We start from the raw sequence: 19,226 nt of genomic DNA on the forward strand, positions 1-19,226 counted from the left end.
GCAAGTAAAGCCGCGGTTAAGAGGCTGAGTGAAAATCGCAAAAACCGGTTTCACCGGATGTTAAGGCGTGGCCCCTAGCTTGCGACTAACAGGTCTGTCGCGGACAACAGGAAATTCAATGTGTTACAAGGTGTAGAAGCGGATGTAGGTTGTGAACAGGATTTTGGTGCCATCAAAAAAGTGATGGTTGTCGACGACAGCCGCCTGCAGCGCCGTATCCTTGTTGCTTCACTCAGGAAATGGGGGTTTGACGTTGTCGAGGCCGACAACGGGCAGACTGCGATTGACATCTGTTGCGCCGATCCCCCTGATCTGGTGCTCAGCGACTGGGTCATGCCGGGGATGAGCGGGCTGGAATTCTGCAAGGCGTTCAGACGTCTGGAAAACGACCAGTATGCGTATTTCATCCTGCTGACCTCGAAAAGTGAAAAGCAGGAAGTGGCGCAGGGGCTGGACGCCGGGGCCGACGATTTCCTGATCAAGCCGCTTGGGGCGGATGAGTTGCGGGCGCGCATCTCTGCCGGGGCTCGCATTCTGGGGATGCAGCGGGAATTGTCGGACAAGAACCGACTTATCGAAAAGGCGCTGGATGAGTTGAAGCTGGCGCATGAGGCCATCGACAAGGATCTGGTACAGGCCAGGAAAATTCAGGATTCGCTTGTTCCCGAACTGACGCGGCAATTCGGCAAATCCCGTGTCAGCCTGCTGCTGAAACCCTGCGGACATATCGGCGGCGATCTGGTGGGCATGTTCTCGCCCGGCGTCAACCGGCTGGGGTTCTACAGCATCGATGTCTCAGGGCATGGCATCACCTCGGCAATGATGACCGCGCGTCTGGGGGGGTATCTGTCCAGTGCGCATTTCGACCAGAACGTCGCGATGGAGAAACGGTTCGACAAATTCTATTCTCTGCTGCCGCCCGAGAAGGTCGCCGCAATCCTGAACGCCCGGCTCATGGCCGATACGGGGATCGAGGAATATTTTACCATGGCCTACGCCATCATCGATCTGCGCAATGGTCATCTGAAGATGGTGCAGGCAGGCCATCCGCATCCGCTATTGCTGCGCGCGGATGGCAGTGCGGAATTTCTTGGTAAGGGCGGCATGCCTATCGGTCTGCTGCCGGATGTATCGTTTCAGCAGATCGACACCTACCTTCAGCCGGGCGACAAACTGTTGCTCTATTCCGATGGTTTTACCGAATGTCGCTTGGCGGATGGAAGTCACTTGGATGAATCCGGCCTGCTTGGCATGGCACTCAATTGCGCGGCTGATGCCGACGGGCCGGAATTTCTGGACGACATGTTCTGGCGGCTGACGCAGAACATCCCTGCCGGAAGCGGGATGGAAGACGACACCTCTGCCGTTTTCTTCGAATATAACGGGCCTTAAAGCCCCCGCATGTGACGCGCTGCAAAATGCCGGTCCCCGGCATTGCCCAGAAGGGTGACCGCATCGACGGCATCCATCCAAACCGCCTCGTGACAGGCTTCGGTCGGCGGCCCGATGCGGCGCACCGGTCGGGCGCGGTAAATGACACAAACCTTTTCGGCCCAAAGATCGTATTCCGGCATATAGGTGAACCGCCTGAAGGCCCCCAGCCGACGGGGCGCCGCGATCAGCCATCCGGTCTCTTCAAAAACCTCTCGATGCAGTGCGGATACCGGTGATTCTCCGGGGTCGATCCCGCCTCCGGGCAGCTGCAGGTCCGGGCCGGGTTCGGTCTGGCAGGTCAGCAACAGGCGACCGCCCGCAGGTAATAGGGCATAAACGCCGATGCGCCGGGTATACCTTCGCCCGGCTTGTGGGGTTTCACCAAACCGTCTGATCATGTATGGCCCCTTTCAACCCAGTCTGTTGGACCTATATGGTGGCGGTATGCCAACCCGTGGCGTGTAAGGAAACCCCATGTCTATTGGAACGAAAATCGCGTGGGACGATACGGTCCTGCCCTTTCAACTCGACGTATCGGATATGCGGGGTCGTGTGGCCCGGCTGGACGGTGTGCTGGACGGCATTCTGAAACAGCACGACTATCCCGAGCAGGTCGAGGCGCTGGTGGCCGAAATGGCCCTGCTGACCGCGCTGATCGGCCAGACCGTCGCATTGCGCTGGAAGCTTTCCCTGCAGGTGCAGTCCAAGGGCCCGGTGCGGATGATTGCCACCGATTACTACGCCCCGCAGGAAGAAGGACAGCCCGCAAAGATTCGCGCCTATGCCAGCTTTGACCGCGAGCGTCTGACCAGCGGCGCACCCTTCGATCAGGTTGGCGAAGGGTATTTTGCCATTCTGATCGATCAGGGAAAGGGCACGCAGCCCTATCAGGGCATCACCCCTCTGGCCGGCGGGTCGCTGAGCGCCTGTGCAGAATCGTATTTTGCCCAGTCCGAACAGCTGCCCACCCGGTTTTCGCTGAGCTTCGGGAAATCCATCGAACCCGGCGTCGACGAGCATTGGCGCGCTGGCGGCATCATGTTGCAGCATATGCCCAAGGCGTCGCCTTTCGCGGCCAAGGGCGAAGGCAGTGGCGAGGTTCTGAGTGCCGAAGATCTGGTCGACGGAGAAGCGGGTGAAAACTGGGGCCGGGTGAACATCCTGCTGGACACGGTCGATGATCTGGAACTGATCGGCCCCACAGTCCAGCCGACAGACCTGCTTGTCCGTCTGTTCCACGAAGAACAGCCTCGGGTCTATGATGCGCAGCAGGTTCAGTTCGGCTGCACATGCTCTGAAGAACGTGTGCGCCAAAGCCTGTCGATCTATTCGGCCAGAGATATTGAAAAGATGACCACGCCCGAGGGCACTGTGACGGCGGATTGCCAGTTCTGCAGCGCGCATTATGTCCTTGCTCCCGGCACGGTCGGTTTCGACGCTGAAAATCCGGACAGTGCGTGATCCTGCCGCTGAACTGACGGCGGCTCTGAACCGCCCGGGGAACGGGTCGAGCGATTTCGACCTGAACCCCGACACCGTATTGCCGGCAGGTCGCAGGCTGCGCCCGGCCGGCGTTCTGGTTCCGGTCTCGCTGGTCGGTGACGAACCACGCGTCATTCTGACCAAGCGGTCCTCGGCACTGAAACACCACCCCGGCCAGATCGCTTTTCCCGGCGGGAAACAGGACGAAGATGATGCGGACGTGACCGCAACGGCCCTGCGCGAAGCCCAGGAAGAGATCGGCCTGCCAACCACGTTGCCGCAGGTGCTGGGGCATTTGCCCGCGCACGAGACCGTCACGTCCTTTACCGTCACCCCGGTGCTTGCGGTCTTGACCGAACAGTTCTCTCCCGTTGCAGAACCCGGCGAGGTGGACGAGGTGTTTTCCGTCCCGCTCGATCACGTTCTGAACCCCGGCAACTATGTCATCGAGTCGCGTTTATGGCGCGGCCAGCGGCGGTATTATTTCGCCGTACCCTTCGGGCCTTATTACATCTGGGGGGCGACAGCACGAATCCTGAGGGGGCTGGCGGCCAGGGTGAATGAATGAACCGGATCACGGATGACTGGGTCTCGCAAACGGCCACGCAAGATGTTTGCGCGGCCCTGACCGATGCAGGCGCGCAGGCCCTGTTTGTCGGGGGCTGCGTCCGCAATGCGCTGTTGGGTGCGCCCGTGGCCGATATCGATATTGCAACCGATGCCCGGCCCGAACAGGTCATCGCCTATTCCGAAAAGGCCGGGATCAAGGCCATTCCGACCGGGATCGATCATGGCACCGTGACGCTTGTCAGCAAGGGCGTCCCGCACGAGGTCACGACCTTTCGCCGCGATATCGAAACCGATGGCAGGCGCGCAACGGTCGCCTTTTCGGATCGGGTCGAAGAAGACGCGGCGCGGCGCGATTTCACCATGAACGCGCTGTATGCCAGTCCGGATGGAACCATTCTGGACCCGCTCGGCGGATTGCCGGACCTGCAGGCCCGGCACGTTCGTTTCATCGGCAATGCCGGGGATCGCATTCGCGAGGATTATCTGCGCTCGCTGCGCTATTTTCGGTTTCACGCTTGGTACGGGGATGCCGACGCGGGCTTTGACCCCGACGCGCTGGCCGCGATCGCGGCCAATCTGGATGGCCTGGCAAAGCTCTCGCGCGAACGGGTAGGAGCCGAACTGCTAAAACTTTTGTCAGCCTCTGACCCGGCCCCGTCTGTGGCCGCGATGCGCAGCACCGGCGTTCTGACGCAACTATTGCCGGGCGCCGATGATCGGTCTCTGGCACCGCTTGTGGCGCTTGAGGGTAATGCCGACGCCGCACCCGATCCGATTCGCCGTCTGGCCGCGATCGCAGACCCGGAACAGGCATCTACTCTGCGCCTCAGCCGGGCCCAGATACAGCGCCTGACCAGAATGAGGGACGAAGCCTCCGGCCCGGCAGGGGTCGCGGAACTGGGCTATCGGTACGGTTCCGATGGCGGGCTGCATGAAACGCTTCTGAGATGTGCGTTTCTGGAACAGCCGTGGTCGCACGACCTGACCGAGGCCCTTGAAAAAGGCGCTGCGGCCAGCTTTCCGATAAAGGCCAATGACCTAATTCCGGAATATACCGGCCCGGCGCTGGGCAAGAAACTGGCCGAGCTTGAGGCCCGCTGGATCGCGTCAGACTTTCGGCTGAACCGTCAGGAATTGCTGGCGGAATAGCCTGAAGTCTCAAAAGGGGATGACAAAGCGGATCATTTGTGGCTAGGGTGCGCCTGTCACATGGATGGAGGAATGCGAATGTATTACGGGATCTGGTTCTTCTAAACCCGGAACGCCTGACCCGTTGGGGTGGTGTTTCGGTGCCATCTTTCTTCGCATGTCCAATGTATCTGCTCAATCGGAGCACTTTCCATGTTTCGCTATTTCGAAAACCTCGTTGACCCCTTTGCCGACTATCAGGAAACCGACACACCGCCGACGCGGTTGTGGCCCTTTATGGTGGAATATACCCGCCCGTTCTTTCACGTGTTCTTCTGGACGGCCCTTCTGTCGGTGATCGTGGCCGGGGTCGAGATCGGCCTGATCTATTACATGGGCCGGGTGGTTGATCTGTTGTCCGGTTCTCCGACCGAGGTCTGGCAGGTGCATGGCACGGAATTGATCCTGATGGCGATTTTTGTGCTGTTGCTGCGTCCGATGCTGCATATCGTGGACGTGCTGCTGCTGAACAATGCGATCTTGCCGAACATAGGCTCGATTTTCCGTTGGCGCGCGCACAAGCACGTGCTGCGGCAATCCGTGGGCTGGTTCGAAAATGACTTTGCCGGACGCATTGCCAACCGGATCATGCAGACCCCGCCCGCCGCGGGTGAGGCCGTTTTTCAGGTCTTTGACGCAATTTCCTTTTCGCTGGCCTACCTGATCGGGGCCGCCATTCTGCTAATGGCTGCGGATGTCCGGCTACTGGTCCCGCTTCTGATCTGGTTCGCGCTTTATGCGTTGCTGGTGCGCTGGACCATCCGGCGCGTCGGGCCTGCCTCACAGGCCGCGTCGGATGCGCGTTCGACTGTCACGGGTCGGGTCGTGGACAGCTATACCAACATCCATTCGGTCAAGATGTTCGCGCATGATGACCAAGAACTGGATTATGCCCGCGAAGCCATCGAGGAAACGCGCCGCACATTTCAGGCTGAGATGCGGATATTCACCATCATGGATGCCGTGCTGGTTACGCTCAACGGCCTGTTGATCGTGGGTGTGGTTGGCTGGGCGATCATGCTGTGGATGCAAGGCAGCGCTACCGTCGGCGTCGTCGCGGCGGCCACGGCCCTGACCCTGCGGCTGAACGCCATGACCGGTTGGATCATGTGGGCGCTGACCAGTTTCTTCCGCCAGCTGGGTGTCGTCGCCGAAGGGATGGAGACCATTGCCCAGCCCATCGATCTGCTGGACGCGCCGACTGCGGCCCCGCTGCAACTCGACAATGGCCGGATCGAGATTCGCGATCTGTCGCATCACTATGGTCGGGAAACCGGCGGTCTGGATCACATCAACCTGACCATTCAGCCGGGCGAAAAGATTGGTCTGATCGGTCGCTCGGGTGCCGGTAAATCGACTCTGGTAAAGCTGCTTTTGCGTTTTTACGACGTCGAACGCGGTGCCATCCTGATCGATGGTCAGGACATCTCGCGCGTGTCGCAGGACAGTTTGCGCAGCCATATCGGCATGGTTCAGCAGGACAGTGCGCTGCTGCATCGTTCGGTGCGCGACAATATCCTGTATGGCCGTCCCGAGGCCACAGAGGAAGAGATGATCAGGGCCGCCAAACAGGCCGAGGCGCATGAGTTCATTCTGGATCTTCAGGACCCACAGGGGCGGACGGGATATGACGCGCATGTGGGTGAGCGAGGCGTCAAGCTGAGCGGTGGCCAGCGTCAGCGCGTGACGCTTGCGCGTGTGATCCTGAAAGATGCGCCGATCCTGCTGTTGGACGAGGCCACATCGGCCCTTGATTCCGAGGTCGAGGCGTCGATTCAGGAAACGCTTTACGGCATGATGCAGGGCAAGACGGTGATCGCCATTGCTCACCGGCTGAGCACCATCGCCCAGATGGATCGCATTCTGGTCATGGATCAGGGCCGGATCGTGGAAGAAGGCGGACATGGCGAACTTCTGGCGCAGGGCGGGCTTTACGCGCAGTTCTGGGCACGGCAATCTGGTGGCTTCCTGAACCCGGAGGCCGCGGAATGAGGATTGCCGATCTTATCGACCCGTTTCGCACCACCGAAACGCCCCCACCGCAAACGCTGGGGGCGTTCATACGCTGGTGCCTGTCGGGTGCCTGGCCGATGTTGTTCGTGGCGGCATTCTTTTCGGCAGCAGCAGGCGTGATGGAGGCAGGCACGGCCTGGATCTTGGGGCGCGTGATCGACCTTGCCTCATCAAGCGGGCCTGAGAATTTCCTGACCGCGCAGAACATGTGGATGATCGGCGGGGCGGTTCTGTTCTTCATGATCCTGCGGCCCGCATTGTTCGGCCTGTCGTCGGTGTCGAACAACTATATTGTCATGCCCAATATCTCTCCGCTGGTTCTGGCCCGTCTGAACCGCTGGACGCTGGGCCAGTCGGTGACCTATTTCGATGACGACTTTGCCGGTCGGATTGCGCAAAAGCAGATGCAGACCTCCAATGCGCTGACGTCGGTCGTCTCGGAAACCATCAGCGCCATTGTCTTTGCATTGGCGTCTCTGGCGGGGTCTTTAGCCTTGTTAGGGTCTATTCACCCGCTGGTGACGCTGCCTTTTGTGCTTTGGCTTGTGGTCTATTTTGCGCTGATCCGCTGGTATCTGCCGCGTATCCGCAAGCGGTCTGGTGCCCGGGCGGGCGCGCGGGCGATGGTAACGGGACAGATTGTCGACACGATCACCAATATCAAAACGGTGAAACTGTTTGCGCATTCCGATCACGAGGATCAGGCCGCGCGCACAGCCATGGTCGAACTGCGCGAAAAATCACTGGATTTCGGTCGCCTTTCCGCCAGTTTCCGGTTCTTCCTGATGGTACTGGCCGGGGTTCTGCCGGTGCTGTTGCTGGGGGCGACGCTGCTGTTGTGGCAGGCAGGAAGTGCGACGCCGGGGGATATCGTGGCCGCAGGTGCCGTGTCGATCCGTATCGCCCAGATGACGGGTTGGGTCAGTTTCACGCTGATGGGTCTTTACGCCAATGTCGGCGAAGTTGAAAACGGCATGAAGACCCTTGCCGTGCGCAACCGGGTCGAGGACGGAAGCACCGCAACAGAGCTGTCGGTTCCCCAAGGCCAGATCGATTTTGACGATGTCAGTTTTGCCTATGGGCGCGACATTGGTGGCGTCGCGAACCTGACGCTTAGCGTGAAGCCCGGTGAAAAGCTGGGCATCGTGGGGGCGTCCGGCGCCGGGAAATCCACGCTGGTTTCACTGCTTTTGCGACTCTATGACAGCGAAGATGGCGCCATTCGCATTGATGATCAGAACGTCTCAACGGTCACGCAGGACAGCCTGCGCCGCGCCATTGGCATGGTCACGCAGGAAACGGCGATGTTCAACCGCTCGGCGCGCGAGAATATCCTGTATGGCCGCCCAGACGCCTCCGAAGAGGACCTGATCGCGGCAGCACAGAAAGCCGAAGCACATGAATTCATCCTCGGTCTTCAGGACGGGCAGGGCCGTACCGGGTATCAGGCGCATCTGGGCGAACGCGGCGTCAAGCTAAGTGGCGGTCAGCGGCAGCGTATCGCTCTGGCGCGCGCCATCCTCAAGGACGCGCCTATTCTGGTTCTGGACGAAGCGACCTCAGCCCTCGATTCCGAGGTCGAGGCCGCGATCCAGACGGCACTGCATCGGGTGATGGAAGGCAAGACGGTGCTTGCCATTGCCCACCGCCTGTCAACGCTCAGCGAAATGGACCGTATCATCGTGCTGGATCAGGGGCGCATCGTGGAAAGCGGCACACATGCCACCCTGCTGGCCAAGGGTGGGCTTTATGCCCGGTTCTGGCATCGCCAGTCAGGTGGCTTCATTCAGACGGAAGCTGCCGAATAAGGGTTTTGTCGCAGGCCAAGCCCGGCTATCAGGCCCGTCATGACGCAGGAATTCACCATACTCCGCCTCGGCCATCAGGGTGACGGTATCGCCGATGGTCCCGTTTACGCACCGCGCACCCTGCCCGGCGAAACCGTGCAAGGAACTCTGGAAGGATCTCACCTGACTGACATCCGCGTGATCGAACCGTCGGACCAAAGGGTCAAGGCGCCTTGCAGACATTATAAATCTTGCGGCGGTTGCCAGTTGCAACATGCCTCTGACAGTTTTGTCGCGCAGTGGAAGACCGATGTGGTGCGCACTGCGCTGTCCGGGCAGGGGCTGGACGCCGATCTGCGTCCGATCCACACATCTGCCGCGCGCTCGCGCCGCCGCGCCACGATTGCCGTGCGCCGCACCAAAAAGGGGGCACTGGCCGGATTTCACGGGCGCGCTTCGGACACCATTACCGAAATCCCGGATTGCCACCTGCTTGATCCGGCTTTGATCGACGCCATTCCCGTAGCCGAGGCGCTGGCACTTCTCGGCGGCAGTCGAAAGGGCGTTCTGGCGGTGACACTTACCCTGTCCACGGCTGGGCTGGATGTTTCGGTTCAGGGGGGAAAGCCCCTCGATGGCCCGCTGGAACTGGCGCTGGCGCAGGCGGCCGAACGGTACAATCTGGCGCGTCTGGCCTGGGATGGAGAGGTTGTGGCCATGCGGAACGCACCCGTTCAGACCTTTGGTCCGGCTGCGGTGGTCCCTCCACCCGGAGCATTCCTGCAGGCGACAAAAGACGGTGAACAGACTCTATTGCGGGCGGTTCTTGAGGCTGTTGAGGCTGCAAAGACAATTGCCGACCTGTTTGCAGGCAGCGGAACATTCTCGCTGCCGCTGGCACAAACGGCCGAGATTCACGCGGTCGAAGGCGAGGCCGAGATGATCCACGCCCTGGATCAGGGCTGGCGCAAGGCGCAGGGGCTCAGACGTGTGACCGCAGAGGTCCGAGACCTGTTCCGCCGCCCCCTGACCCCGGATGAGCTGAAATCCTTTGATGCCGTTGTTCTGGACCCGCCCCGCGCCGGGGCCGAGGCGCAGGTGGCCGAGCTTGCCCAAGCGAAACCACACGTGATCGCCTATGTCTCGTGCAACCCCGTCACCTTTGCCCGCGATGCAAAAAGACTGGTTGATGCCGGATACACCCTTGATTGGGTGCAGGTCGTTGACCAATTTCGATGGTCGACACATGTGGAACTGGCAGCGTCATTCAGACTGGGGAAGAAAACAGCATGACCGATCAGCAGAGCATTCCCGGCGGGTTCAGGCAGCGGCTGCGGAACCTGACCGAGTCTCCGATTTTCGGGCGCTTCATCACCGGCGTCATCATCTTCAACGCGATCCTTCTGGGCATGGAAACCGCCCCCGGCCTGATGGAGGATTTCGGGCCGGTCATCGTGTTTCTCGACGGGTTGTGCCTGACGATTTTCATCATTGAAATCGCAATGAAACTGATCTCGCAGGGAGGCAGGTTCTTCAAAAACGGGTGGAACGTTTTTGACTTTACCATCGTCAGCATCGCACTGGTTCCCGGTGGTGCGGGCCTGTCGGTGCTGCGGGCGCTCAGAATCCTGCGGGTATTGCGCGTCATTTCGGTGGCTCCGCGTCTGCGGCGCGTGGTCGAAGGCTTCATTCAGGCCTTGCCCGGCATGGCCAGTGTGTTCCTGCTGATGGCGATCATCTTTTATATCGGCGCCGTGATAGCGACCAAGCTGTTTTCCCAATCGTTTCCCGACTGGTTCGGTGATCTGGGCCTGTCCGCCTATACTTTGTTTCAGATCATGACGCTGGAAAGCTGGTCCATGGGCATCGTGCGCCCGGTGATGGAGGTTTATCCCTACGCGTGGCTGTTCTTTGTGCCCTTCATCATGATCACGACCTTTGCGGTGGTAAACCTGCTGGTCGGTCTGATCGTGAATTCGATGCAGGATGCCCATCATGCCGAGGATGAGGTAAAAACCGACGCTTACCGGGATGAGGTGCTTGAGCGGCTGGAATCCATAGAAAACCGGCTGAGAGAGCAGCAGAACATCAAAAAGTGATTTTGAATTTCTGAAATTTTGGCATAATGGCAGGCAAAACAGGCAGCAGGCAGTGAAAAAAATGGACCGTCGAGCATTTGGAATGGGAGCGTTGGCGACTCTGAGCCTTTCGGCTTGCGCGTCGGCAAGTTCCCCAAGATTTCTTACCTATAACGGGCCCGAGGTGACATCATTGGTCATCAACAAGGGCGCGCGTAAAATGTATCTCCTTCATAACGAGAAAATCCTGAAGGAGTACGAAGTTGATCTGGGTTTTGCGCCCAACGGTACGAAAAAGGTCCGGGGCGACGGCAAGACGCCCGAGGGAACCTATCTGATCGACCGCCGCAACCCCAACAGCCGCTATCATCTGTCGCTGGGTATCTCTTATCCGAATTCACAGGATATTGCCGAGGCCAAGGCGGCGGGCATTGATCCGGGTGGCGACATCTTTATTCACGGGCAACCCAACCGGAAGAAAGAGCGCAAGCGCGCCAAGAAAACGCCGGATTGGACCGCCGGATGCATCGCGGTCAAAAACGATGAGATCGAAGAAATCTATTCGATGGTCAACGAGGGCACGCTGATCACATTGCGGCCCTGATCCGGTTCAGACCGGTCTCCAGCGTCCGAACCCAAGCTGCAGATAGTCGCGGCGGTAAATTTCCGCCGCCATCTTCTCAAGGTCCTCATCATAGATTTGGTCAAGTTCGAATGGCGTGTCCGATGTCGCCGCCGCGGGCGTAGGCGGGGCAGGATGCCCCAATTTCCGGGCCAGACCCGGCAGGTCGGATGCCATGTCCTCTTCCCGGATCACATGATCGGGCAGCGCGAATTCTGCAAAACCTGTGAGTGCCTGCGACTGACTGCACCAAAGGCCATCGACCCGTGCCGCCGTCTGACCGGCAAGGTTCAGGCGCAGGAATTCAAGAAACCCGGCAAACGCGTCGCGATGCTGTGACAGGGAATAGTCCTTTCCCGGATCTTCGGCGGGGATCGGCGCCTTGAACTGTTTTCTCAGCAGATTTCGGATTTTGCTGTAGCTGCCCGGTCCCTTGGGCAGAATGCGCTGGCAGAATGCCGAATGCGCCCGCGCCAATGGGTGGCGCAGTACGGTGAATTTGCGATGCTGCGGATGTGTCCGCATCCACTTGCGCACCTGTTTCTGATTGCGGTTCGTTACCAGAGCCTCAGTGTCGGCTCGGTCAAGATCGGCCAGCCATCTGCGCACCTCATCCTCGGGCCCGCCACGCATCGGCAGATACATCAGGGGCGTTTCGATCCCGGCGATGTAATTGGGAACCGCAGGCCCCCGTCTGGGTTCAAAATTCGGCGTTCGGCTCAGGTTAAGCGGATCAAGATCGGCCAGCGCCGCCTTCATGTCATCCGGATTTTTCACCTTGGACAGAACGGGTGCCGGATTTTGCCGGGTTAGACTCTGATTCAGGCGTTCTAGCCGGGACTCAACACCCAGCCATTTTGCAAGGCCGTTTATGACGTCGAGCTGATCGAGGTCTTCGTAGGACAAATAAAACGGCGTCTGGCCCGACCGCTGCAACCGGTTCAGCAGGACGATCTGAAATTCCTGCAGCTTGCCGACATAGTCGGTGAATTCCGTGGAATCGAAACGGGCCTGCGCTTCCCGGCGCCGTTTGATATTGGTCAGTTTCCACTGTCCGGTTTCGCGCGCGATCTTCCACGACACGTAACTGTCCAGAGGGTTGCGCGTCAGTATGATCTTGGCGCATCGGGCGTCTTCAAGCGCCGGTTCCAGCACCCGGGGGTCGTGGTCGTGAAAGTATCGAAACCCGTTCAGCACGCCCGGACCATTCCTGATCGCGTCGATGAGGCAGGCCGGATCGTCGTCGCGTTGTGGCTGGCTCACTCCCAGAACATCGGTTCGATTGGGGTATCCGATAAAGTGGGGGTTGAACGCTTCTCCATGGCAGGTGACGCCATCAAGCGCGTTCAGATTAGATTCCAGAAAGTTGGACCCGGTGCGCATCTCCGCGAAAACAATGAAATAGTCGAAATTCGCACCCATGGCTGACTATTGCACCAGATAGGGTTTCCGCACAGGCCGCGGAGCCGGTTCAAAATCATCGTCGGCCGGAAAGTCGCCAACCAGATAGGGATGCATGCCCTGGTTCTTCAGGTTCTGAAGAAACTTTCCAAAGCCGGTCAGATCAACAAGGGTCGGCGCTTCGGACACGGGCCTCAGGGGGATTGGGCTGATTTCCTCAATTATCGTTTGCAGCGGTTCCATCGGTGCCTCGATGAATTCGGCCAGCGACCAGATTCTGACCCGCGCCTTGGTATCGGCACCTCGCAGAACCTCCAGTTGTTTCGTTTCGGTCTGCTGCATTTGCGCAGCTTGCTGGCGGATATCCGCGAAATTCATATTCGACCGGAACAACGGGACAGCCCATGCGCCTGTGATGACCGAGATTTGCAGGTTCTTGTCACGGGCAAAAAGCGCGTTGAGCTTTTGGTTGTCGGCGGGACCGTACTGGAAACACTGGCGTTCCCCTCTGGTGTTCCAGATCAGGTTCTGAAGAAACGCCGTGGGATTATAGTCGCGCAAGGTGGCGGCGTCGCAAAGCGACCCGTTCATCATGGTTTCACCGTCAGAGAATTCCGCCCTGTCGGGTCCGAACAGATGCCCGTGAACCCGCGTGCCGGTTGCGTTGGCCAGCCATGGCTGGAAATCCTCGAACAGTTCGGAAAATCCCTGAAATACAGAGTAAGGGTGGGCTGACACGCCCTTTTCGCAGCTTTTTCGTGGAAACCTGCTTTGCATGTACAACCCGTCACGTCCACGGGTTCGGCGCTCGACCGCCTTGGCAAATACCCGGTCGATCTTGCCGGGATTGGGCTCGGCCGGTTTCATTGCCGTTGTCCGGTCGGTCAGAAATGCCTGATACAGGCGGTCGGCCTGCGGCCAGATCTTGCGGGCCACAAAGCAATCGGACCGGCGCAGCAGTTGCAGGTGATCATCGTAAAAAATGTGCGGACGGCCCTGATAGTCAAACTTTGACAGGGTCAGGGACCGGCTTTCGATACAGGTCGAATACACCCGCGCCAGAGTCTGGAAATAACTTTCATCGGGAATCCACACATGCCTGAAGTAGGCATCATAGGTTTTTCGCTGGGGATCCTGCAGGATGGCCGACAGCGTTTGCCGGGACAGACACCACCACTGGCTGCCCATATGCGGAACCAGCCCATCGGGTATCTTTCGCCTGACGTTCATGCGGCGCTGCAGCCTGACATAGGCGTCGAACAGTTTGCGGTGTTTGCGCCAGGAAAACGGAAACCGCAGCGTAAAGCGTTCGCGATCCAGCCCCCCGACCGTCCAGGTCACATCTGATGTGGTGGCGCTTTCGATGAAATCCGCGCGCGGGCGATCGGCAAGGTAATCGGTCAGCTCCTGTACCGGCCGCAAGGGCAGGCAGGCGCCGGAGGTCAGGAAAACGTGGTGAACGTCCGGGAACGTCTCCAGCATCAGTTCCGATGCCGATTGCGAGGCCGCGACAATCCCCCAGGTGCCCCACTCGCACAGATGGCGTTGGGAAAACCGGATCAGGCTGTCGTCGGAACAAGACTCTGCAAAGGCGGAAAAGGTGCTTTTGGGCACCTTGCGGTCCACATGGATCACAACCGGGCAGCCCGCCGCGGTCCAGTGGCGCGCGACCTGCTCGGCCCGGTCCAGCGCGGTGTGCACCAGCATGACGACGCCCAGACGGCTCATGCCCAGTTGCCTTTCGACATGAGGCCGAGAATCTCAAGCTGCCGCCAGTTGATGTACTTCTCCGACCACTTGCACCAGAAATCCGGGCAATCCTTCAGGTGTCCGGCATAGGCCTTGTATTCTTCGGAGGATCGGTAATGTTGCCCGCGGCTCAGCTCTTCAACCGCCTTCATACCCAGCGATCCGATCAGTTTGGCGTGCAGCAGGGCACCGCTGGTCTTTTCGCCGCCGGAATCGTCGTACACCTGGTTCAGCCCTCTGGGTAATAGCGAGTGGGTCGAGCTGACATATGTGTAACGCCGGTCCCACCGAACAAGGGGAATTTTGTTCAGGGCGGGTGCTTTTTTGGGGTTGTCCCGAAAGAACATCCGACACCGGGGACCACCCTGAATCCAAAGGTTCCCATAGGCCGGGTTCTTGGTGATCGTGTAGTTTCCCGTGTCGAACCAAGGTGCAATGTCCAGCGGGTTCTGCCCTTCGTGATACTGCGCCGCGTCTATGGGGCCTTTGGGATAGATGTCGATCAGCATCGTGCCAAAGCTGCGGATGCCGGTTCCGTCCAGCCAGTCGGTCAGGGCGCGGATGGGGCGCGTATCGCAAAACGGATAGACAAAGAACTCATCCGGATCGACCGTAAGCACCCAGTGTTTGTGGGCGTATTTGCGCAAAAGGTAATTCATCCAGTCCACGCCGTAGGTGGCGCGCTTGTAGCTGTGGCCCGTTTCCCAGACGGATGTGTCGGGCTGACTGGTCAGGTAGGCGCGGGTGCCGTCGTCGCTGCCATTGTCGACGAACAGAAAATGGTTCACGCCCAGTTTGCGGTAATATTCCAGAAAATAGGGAAGCCGGGTCTTTTCGTTCCGAACCACGCTCAGCAGCAGCACGTCTTCGGGTTGGATATCAGCCGTATTGTCGCTGACCGGCTCAAGCTCGCGCCCCTTGCGCAGACAGCGCAACACACGGCGCCTGCGCCGCAATCTCATCCGGTAAGAGTCCAACAGGCTCACGCGACTGCCCAACCTTTTTGATACGCGAGCATGCCCGGGGCTGGTTGAGGCCAGAGTGGTGCCGGGCAATTGACGCTTTATGACACTTTTGTATCTTGCAAGGCAATGAATTTAAATAATCTTAGCGATGGTGTGGCTGATTGGATCCGTCATCCGGCGCCTTATTCAAATCCTCCGGCCCGCATCAGTTTCAACTGATCCAGCTGCCGCCATTCCGTATAGCGCACTGAATTTTCTATCCAAAGATCGGGCTGGCCGATTATCCCGTCATAGTATGATCCGAACTGATCCGGGCTATGGAAATGCTGGCGGCGCATCTTTTCGATCCGGGATTTTTCGACAATCTCGGGCAGGAATTTGGTGTGCAGCAAAACGCCCGAGGGTGCCGAACCCCCCGGGCCGTCGTAGCCGTAATTCAGGTGCGCGGGCAAAACCGAATGGCATGAGTTGACATAGGCATACCGGCGCGACCAGCGCATCAGTGGAATTTTGTTGAGCGTGGGTGAGCGTTCGGGGCGGTCGCTGAAAAACATGCGTTCCCGAACACCACCCTGCACCCACAGATTGCCCAGCGGGTTCTGCCTCTGCGCCCGGTATGGCCCGCTGTCGAACCATGGCAGAATCTCTGTCGGATCGGTTTCCGGCGAATAGGTCTGAATGCCCAGCGGCCCCTTTGGATAAAGGTCCAGTAAATGCGCGCCGAACACCTTTTGCCCTGCGGCGTCCAGCCAGTTTGTCAGCTCGTGCAGGGATCGGGTGTCGTGATGGGCATAGATCAGCAGCTCGTCGGCATCCACCATCAGCGTCCAGTGCCCGTGGCCGTAACGCATCTGCAGCCATGTCAGCCAGTCCAGTCCGAACCGGGCTGCGCGATAGCTGCTGCCGGTCTGCCATAGGGACACGTCCGGCTGTTCCCGCAAAACCTCTGCCGACCCGTCGTCGCTGTGGTTGTCCACCACCAGAAAATGGTTCACGCCCAACCGGCGATAATGGTTGAAAAACCACGGCAAACGGCCGACTTCGTTTCGCAGTGTGGTAAAGGCCAGAATGTTGCCGGGCGCGATCTGATGGGTGCGGTCCGACAGGCAGGCCAACTGATGCCTGCTGCGAAAGGATCGCCACAAAAGCCGCCGCCGCTTCCATCGCAACCGGTAGGACTGTACCCAGCCGGGGGATCGGGCTTCGGCTGCGCTCATCTCCGCTTCATTTCTCGTAATGCCCGTTCTGATGCCAGCGCCAGGCATCCGCGACCATAGTCTCTAATGTTGATCTTTTGGGCTGCCATCCCAGTTCACTTTCAGCGCGGGTCGAACCGGATACCAGTTTGGTGCAATCCCCGGCCCGGCGGGGACCGATCGTGTAGGGGACCGTCTGATTTGTGACTGCTTTGGAGTGTTCGATCACTTCCATCACCGAAAAACCCGACCCCGTGCCCAGATTGAAGACGCGGCTTTCCTTCCCCTGCTCCAGCCATTTAAGGCCAAGAACATGGGCATCCACCAGATCACAGACATGAACATAGTCGCGGATGCAGGTGCCGTCCGGCGTGTCATAATCCGTCCCGAATACTGTAAGGGCATCCCGCTTGCCATCGATGGCGTCCAGCATCAACGGAACCAGATGTGTTTCGGGGCGGTGAAACTCGCCCACTTCACTGTCAGGGTCGGCACCCGCGACGTTGAAATATCTGAAAATGACGTGGTTCAGATGATGCGCCGACTGAAAATCCCTCAGAATATCCTCGATCGCCCGTTTTGATGCGCCATAGGAGTTGAGCGGATGTTGCGGTGTGTTCTCGTCCAGCACCACATTGTCATGCTCGCCATAAGTGGCGCAGGTCGAGGAAAAAACAAAGTTCAGGCAGTTTGCAGCCACCGCCGCTTCGATCAGGTTCAACGAGCCGGTGACATTGTTTGACCAGTACCTGCCCGGCTGCGACATCGCCTCGCCCACCTGGCTGAGGGCGGCGAAATGCATGACCGCCGCTGGCTCGTATTTGGCAAAAACCTCGTCCAGACGCTGCCGGTCCAGCAAATCACCCTGTTCGAACGGCCCGAACTTGACCGCGTCCTGCCAGCCGGTGACCAGATTGTCATAGGTCACCGGGGTGTAGCCCGCCTTGCTCAGCGCCTTGCAGGCATGGGATCCGATGTATCCCGCGCCGCCGGTTACCAAGATATTTGTCATGATGAATCCCGATCTGAAATCCGTAATTTTCTGAGGTATCTACGTGTCATCGAAGCTGCGCGCCACGGGGAAAACGGCTCAGTCCAACCCCATGGCGGTCATCATTTCTTCGATTTTAGGCACGTCTTGCGGGTTGTTCAGCTCCCAGAACTGGCGTCCTCTGGCCTCGACCTCGACGCACAACACCTTGCGGCCGTTTTCCATGAAGCGCAGCTGCTCCAGCCCTTCCAGATTTTCCAGCGGTCCCGCCGCCCACGCCGGATAGGCGCTTAGCGCATCGGGACGGTAAGCGTAGACACCAACATGGTGAAAAACCGGTGTGTCATCGGTGCTGGCATAAGTGTCCGAGGTAAAGGGAATGACCTCTTTCGAAAAATACATCGCGCTGTGATCTGCACCGAACACGGCGGTGGTGCCGCCCACCCGTCCGTTCTTGCGGTCGTTCAGCAAACTGTTGAGCGCATCGCCGTCGCAGCGCAGGACCGGCGTCGCCACACCGGCATCGGGGGCTGCGCGCAGCCCCTGAACCAGATCCTCGACAAACCAGTGCGGCGTCAGCGGGGCGTCGCCCTGCAGGTTCACGATAATCTCGTAGCCGCCACCCAGCGCCGCATGTGCCTCGGCGCAGCGCTCGGTTCCGTTGACGCAGGATTCCGAGGTCATTACAACTTCGGCCCCAAACCCTTCGGCCACCTCGCGGATGCGATCGTCATCCGTTGCAACCACGACACGGTCCACGCCCGACACGGCCTTGGCCGCGCGCCATGACCGTTCGATCAGCGTCATCGATGTTCCATTTGCTCCGGTCAGCGGCACCAGCGGTTTGCCGGGATACCGCGTCGAAGCGTAACGGGCGGGGATCGCGATCAGAACGGACATCAGGCCTCCTTCAGCTCAACACCCGGAGCATAGGCGATGAAGAACGGATTGGCATAGCCATCCTTGCCGTATCCCAGCGGTGAATGATCATCAAAGCGCACCACTTTACCCCCTGCACCCGCCAACACGGCGTGGCCTGCGGCAGTGTCCCACTCCATCGTGCGGCCCACGCGGGGATAGAGATCCGCCTCACCGGTCGCCACCAGGCAGAACTTGAGCGACGAGCCCGCGCTTTTGCTGTCCTGCACCTGATACTTGTTGATGTAATCCTCGGTCGCCTGATCTCGGTGCGATTTGGATGCCACGATCAAAAGCGCCGAATTGTCCGGTTTAGACACTGATATCGGCGCCAATTCCCCGGCCTGTGCCTTGTCCAGCGCGCCGGTTTCTTCGACCGACTGACCATCGGCCTGTGTGTAGAACATCCGCCCTTTGGCCGGGGCATAGACCACGCCACGGGTCGGCACACCGTTTTCCACAAGCGCGATATTCACAGTGAAATCGCCGCGCCGGTTGATAAACTCCTTGGTGCCGTCCAATGGATCGACGATCAGAAACGTATCGCCCTTTTCCGAATGGGATGCGGCCTGTTCTTCGGTCACCAGCAGGATATCGGGAAAGGCATCGCGCAATCCGGCCGAGATCAACGCATCCGCCGCTTCATCCGCTTCTGTCACCGGGCTGGAATCGGATTTGACCTTCACGTCGAAATCGTCGGCGTTGTAAATCTCCATGATCTTGTCGCCTGCTTCCAGGGCCAGACGGCGGATGACGGGGATAAGGGCTTCGTAGGTCACAAAATTGCTCCGATCCTGTGATTTGTTGATCTGCAAACTTGTCGATCTTATGG

At 59.2% G+C, this 19,226-nt stretch carries 17 protein-coding genes; 9 read left to right on the top strand and 8 right to left on the bottom strand.

The window, feature by feature from the left end; genetic code table 11:
- The first annotated feature begins 120 nt into the window (after positions 1-120).
- The gene (locus tag ACR0NW_RS18935) at positions 121-1,392 is read left to right on the top strand and encodes a PP2C family protein-serine/threonine phosphatase (protein ID WP_480452611.1); all 1,272 of its coding nucleotides are present in this window, start codon (positions 121-123) and stop codon (positions 1,390-1,392) included.
- Here the strand turns inward: ACR0NW_RS18935 and ACR0NW_RS18940 are convergent.
- Positions 1,389-1,832, bottom strand: a complete 444-nt coding sequence (locus tag ACR0NW_RS18940; protein ID WP_480452609.1) for an NUDIX hydrolase — start codon at positions 1,830-1,832, stop codon at positions 1,389-1,391. The genes ACR0NW_RS18935 and ACR0NW_RS18940 overlap by 4 nt on opposite strands.
- A gap of 76 nt (positions 1,833-1,908) precedes the next feature.
- On the opposite strand from ACR0NW_RS18940, the gene hslO reads away from it, so the two are divergent.
- The 8 genes from hslO (at position 1,909) to ACR0NW_RS18980 (ending at position 11,156) form a co-directional block, all read left to right on the top strand.
- Positions 1,909-2,895, top strand: a complete 987-nt coding sequence (hslO, locus tag ACR0NW_RS18945) for an Hsp33 family molecular chaperone HslO (protein WP_480452608.1) — start codon at positions 1,909-1,911, stop codon at positions 2,893-2,895.
- Positions 2,840-3,484 (top strand): CoA pyrophosphatase, encoded by a 645-nt coding sequence (locus ACR0NW_RS18950; protein WP_480452606.1) that lies wholly within the window; start codon positions 2,840-2,842, stop codon positions 3,482-3,484. Before hslO ends, ACR0NW_RS18950 begins: the two co-directional genes overlap by 56 nt.
- On the top strand, positions 3,481-4,635 hold the full coding sequence (locus tag ACR0NW_RS18955) for a CCA tRNA nucleotidyltransferase (protein WP_480452604.1): 1,155 nt from the start codon (positions 3,481-3,483) through the stop codon (positions 4,633-4,635). Before ACR0NW_RS18950 ends, ACR0NW_RS18955 begins: the two co-directional genes overlap by 4 nt.
- A gap of 192 nt (positions 4,636-4,827) precedes the next feature.
- Positions 4,828-6,666, top strand: coding sequence for an ABC transporter ATP-binding protein (locus ACR0NW_RS18960; RefSeq protein ID WP_480452602.1), 1,839 nt, complete (start codon positions 4,828-4,830; stop codon positions 6,664-6,666).
- Entirely contained in the window at positions 6,663-8,495 is a 1,833-nt protein-coding gene (locus tag ACR0NW_RS18965) for an ABC transporter ATP-binding protein (RefSeq protein ID WP_480452600.1), read from the top strand. The genes ACR0NW_RS18960 and ACR0NW_RS18965 overlap by 4 nt, the downstream gene beginning before the upstream one ends.
- A 39-nt stretch (positions 8,496-8,534) precedes the next feature.
- On the top strand, positions 8,535-9,767 hold the full coding sequence (locus ACR0NW_RS18970) for a class I SAM-dependent RNA methyltransferase (protein ID WP_480452599.1): 1,233 nt from the start codon (positions 8,535-8,537) through the stop codon (positions 9,765-9,767).
- Positions 9,764-10,573, top strand: a complete 810-nt coding sequence (locus ACR0NW_RS18975) for an ion transporter (RefSeq protein WP_170655241.1) — start codon at positions 9,764-9,766, stop codon at positions 10,571-10,573. Before ACR0NW_RS18970 ends, ACR0NW_RS18975 begins: the two co-directional genes overlap by 4 nt.
- Positions 10,574-10,634: 61 nt before the next feature.
- Positions 10,635-11,156 (top strand): L,D-transpeptidase family protein, encoded by a 522-nt coding sequence (locus ACR0NW_RS18980; protein ID WP_170655238.1) that lies wholly within the window; start codon positions 10,635-10,637, stop codon positions 11,154-11,156.
- Positions 11,157-11,162: 6 nt separating this feature from the next.
- On the opposite strand, the gene ACR0NW_RS18985 is transcribed toward ACR0NW_RS18980, so the two are convergent.
- The 7 genes from ACR0NW_RS18985 to cysQ form a co-directional block, all read right to left on the bottom strand.
- Entirely contained in the window at positions 11,163-12,596 is a 1,434-nt protein-coding gene (locus ACR0NW_RS18985; RefSeq protein WP_480452598.1) for a nodulation protein NodH, read from the bottom strand.
- Between the two features lie 6 nt (positions 12,597-12,602).
- Entirely contained in the window at positions 12,603-14,303 is a 1,701-nt protein-coding gene (locus ACR0NW_RS18990; RefSeq protein WP_480452596.1) for a DUF5927 domain-containing protein, read from the bottom strand.
- Positions 14,300-15,286, bottom strand: a complete 987-nt coding sequence (locus ACR0NW_RS18995; protein ID WP_480452624.1) for a glycosyltransferase family 2 protein — start codon at positions 15,284-15,286, stop codon at positions 14,300-14,302. The genes ACR0NW_RS18990 and ACR0NW_RS18995 overlap by 4 nt, the downstream gene beginning before the upstream one ends.
- 185 nt (positions 15,287-15,471) lie before the next feature.
- Positions 15,472-16,506: a glycosyltransferase family 2 protein gene (locus ACR0NW_RS19000; RefSeq protein WP_480452595.1), complete on the bottom strand. Its 1,035-nt coding sequence runs from the start codon at positions 16,504-16,506 to the stop codon at positions 15,472-15,474.
- A 7-nt stretch (positions 16,507-16,513) separates the two neighbouring features.
- Positions 16,514-17,497: a UDP-glucose 4-epimerase GalE gene (gene galE / locus ACR0NW_RS19005; RefSeq protein ID WP_480452594.1), complete on the bottom strand. Its 984-nt coding sequence runs from the start codon at positions 17,495-17,497 to the stop codon at positions 16,514-16,516.
- A gap of 78 nt (positions 17,498-17,575) precedes the next feature.
- On the bottom strand, positions 17,576-18,376 hold the full coding sequence (locus ACR0NW_RS19010; RefSeq protein ID WP_480452593.1) for a 3-deoxy-manno-octulosonate cytidylyltransferase: 801 nt from the start codon (positions 18,374-18,376) through the stop codon (positions 17,576-17,578).
- Positions 18,376-19,173, bottom strand: a complete 798-nt coding sequence (cysQ, locus tag ACR0NW_RS19015; protein ID WP_480452592.1) for a 3'(2'),5'-bisphosphate nucleotidase CysQ — start codon at positions 19,171-19,173, stop codon at positions 18,376-18,378. The genes ACR0NW_RS19010 and cysQ overlap by 1 nt, the downstream gene beginning before the upstream one ends.
- Positions 19,174-19,226: the final 53 nt, after the last annotated feature.

The sequence above is a fragment of the Ruegeria sp. CF5 genome (genome assembly GCF_056537325.1).

Excerpts from the sequence above, each read along its gene's own strand:
- ACR0NW_RS18940 (WP_480452609.1), bottom strand. The coding sequence starts at position 1,832 with ATGATCAGACGGTTTGGTGAAACCCCACAAGCCGGGCGAAGGTATACC.
- hslO (WP_480452608.1), top strand. The coding sequence starts at position 1,909 with ATGTCTATTGGAACGAAAATCGCGTGGGACGATACGGTCCTGCCCTTT.
- ACR0NW_RS18950 (WP_480452606.1), top strand. The coding sequence starts at position 2,840 with ATGTCCTTGCTCCCGGCACGGTCGGTTTCGACGCTGAAAATCCGGACA.
- ACR0NW_RS18955 (WP_480452604.1), top strand. The coding sequence starts at position 3,481 with ATGAACCGGATCACGGATGACTGGGTCTCGCAAACGGCCACGCAAGAT.
- ACR0NW_RS18960 (WP_480452602.1), top strand. The coding sequence starts at position 4,828 with ATGTTTCGCTATTTCGAAAACCTCGTTGACCCCTTTGCCGACTATCAG.
- ACR0NW_RS18965 (WP_480452600.1), top strand. The coding sequence starts at position 6,663 with ATGAGGATTGCCGATCTTATCGACCCGTTTCGCACCACCGAAACGCCC.
- ACR0NW_RS18970 (WP_480452599.1), top strand. The coding sequence starts at position 8,535 with ATGACGCAGGAATTCACCATACTCCGCCTCGGCCATCAGGGTGACGGT.
- ACR0NW_RS18975 (WP_170655241.1), top strand. The coding sequence starts at position 9,764 with ATGACCGATCAGCAGAGCATTCCCGGCGGGTTCAGGCAGCGGCTGCGG.
- ACR0NW_RS18980 (WP_170655238.1), top strand. The coding sequence starts at position 10,635 with ATGGACCGTCGAGCATTTGGAATGGGAGCGTTGGCGACTCTGAGCCTT.
- ACR0NW_RS18985 (WP_480452598.1), bottom strand. The coding sequence starts at position 12,596 with ATGGGTGCGAATTTCGACTATTTCATTGTTTTCGCGGAGATGCGCACC.
- ACR0NW_RS18990 (WP_480452596.1), bottom strand. The coding sequence starts at position 14,303 with ATGAGCCGTCTGGGCGTCGTCATGCTGGTGCACACCGCGCTGGACCGG.
- ACR0NW_RS18995 (WP_480452624.1), bottom strand. The coding sequence starts at position 15,286 with ATGAGATTGCGGCGCAGGCGCCGTGTGTTGCGCTGTCTGCGCAAGGGG.
- ACR0NW_RS19000 (WP_480452595.1), bottom strand. The coding sequence starts at position 16,506 with ATGAGCGCAGCCGAAGCCCGATCCCCCGGCTGGGTACAGTCCTACCGG.
- galE (WP_480452594.1), bottom strand. The coding sequence starts at position 17,497 with ATGACAAATATCTTGGTAACCGGCGGCGCGGGATACATCGGATCCCAT.
- ACR0NW_RS19010 (WP_480452593.1), bottom strand. The coding sequence starts at position 18,376 with ATGTCCGTTCTGATCGCGATCCCCGCCCGTTACGCTTCGACGCGGTAT.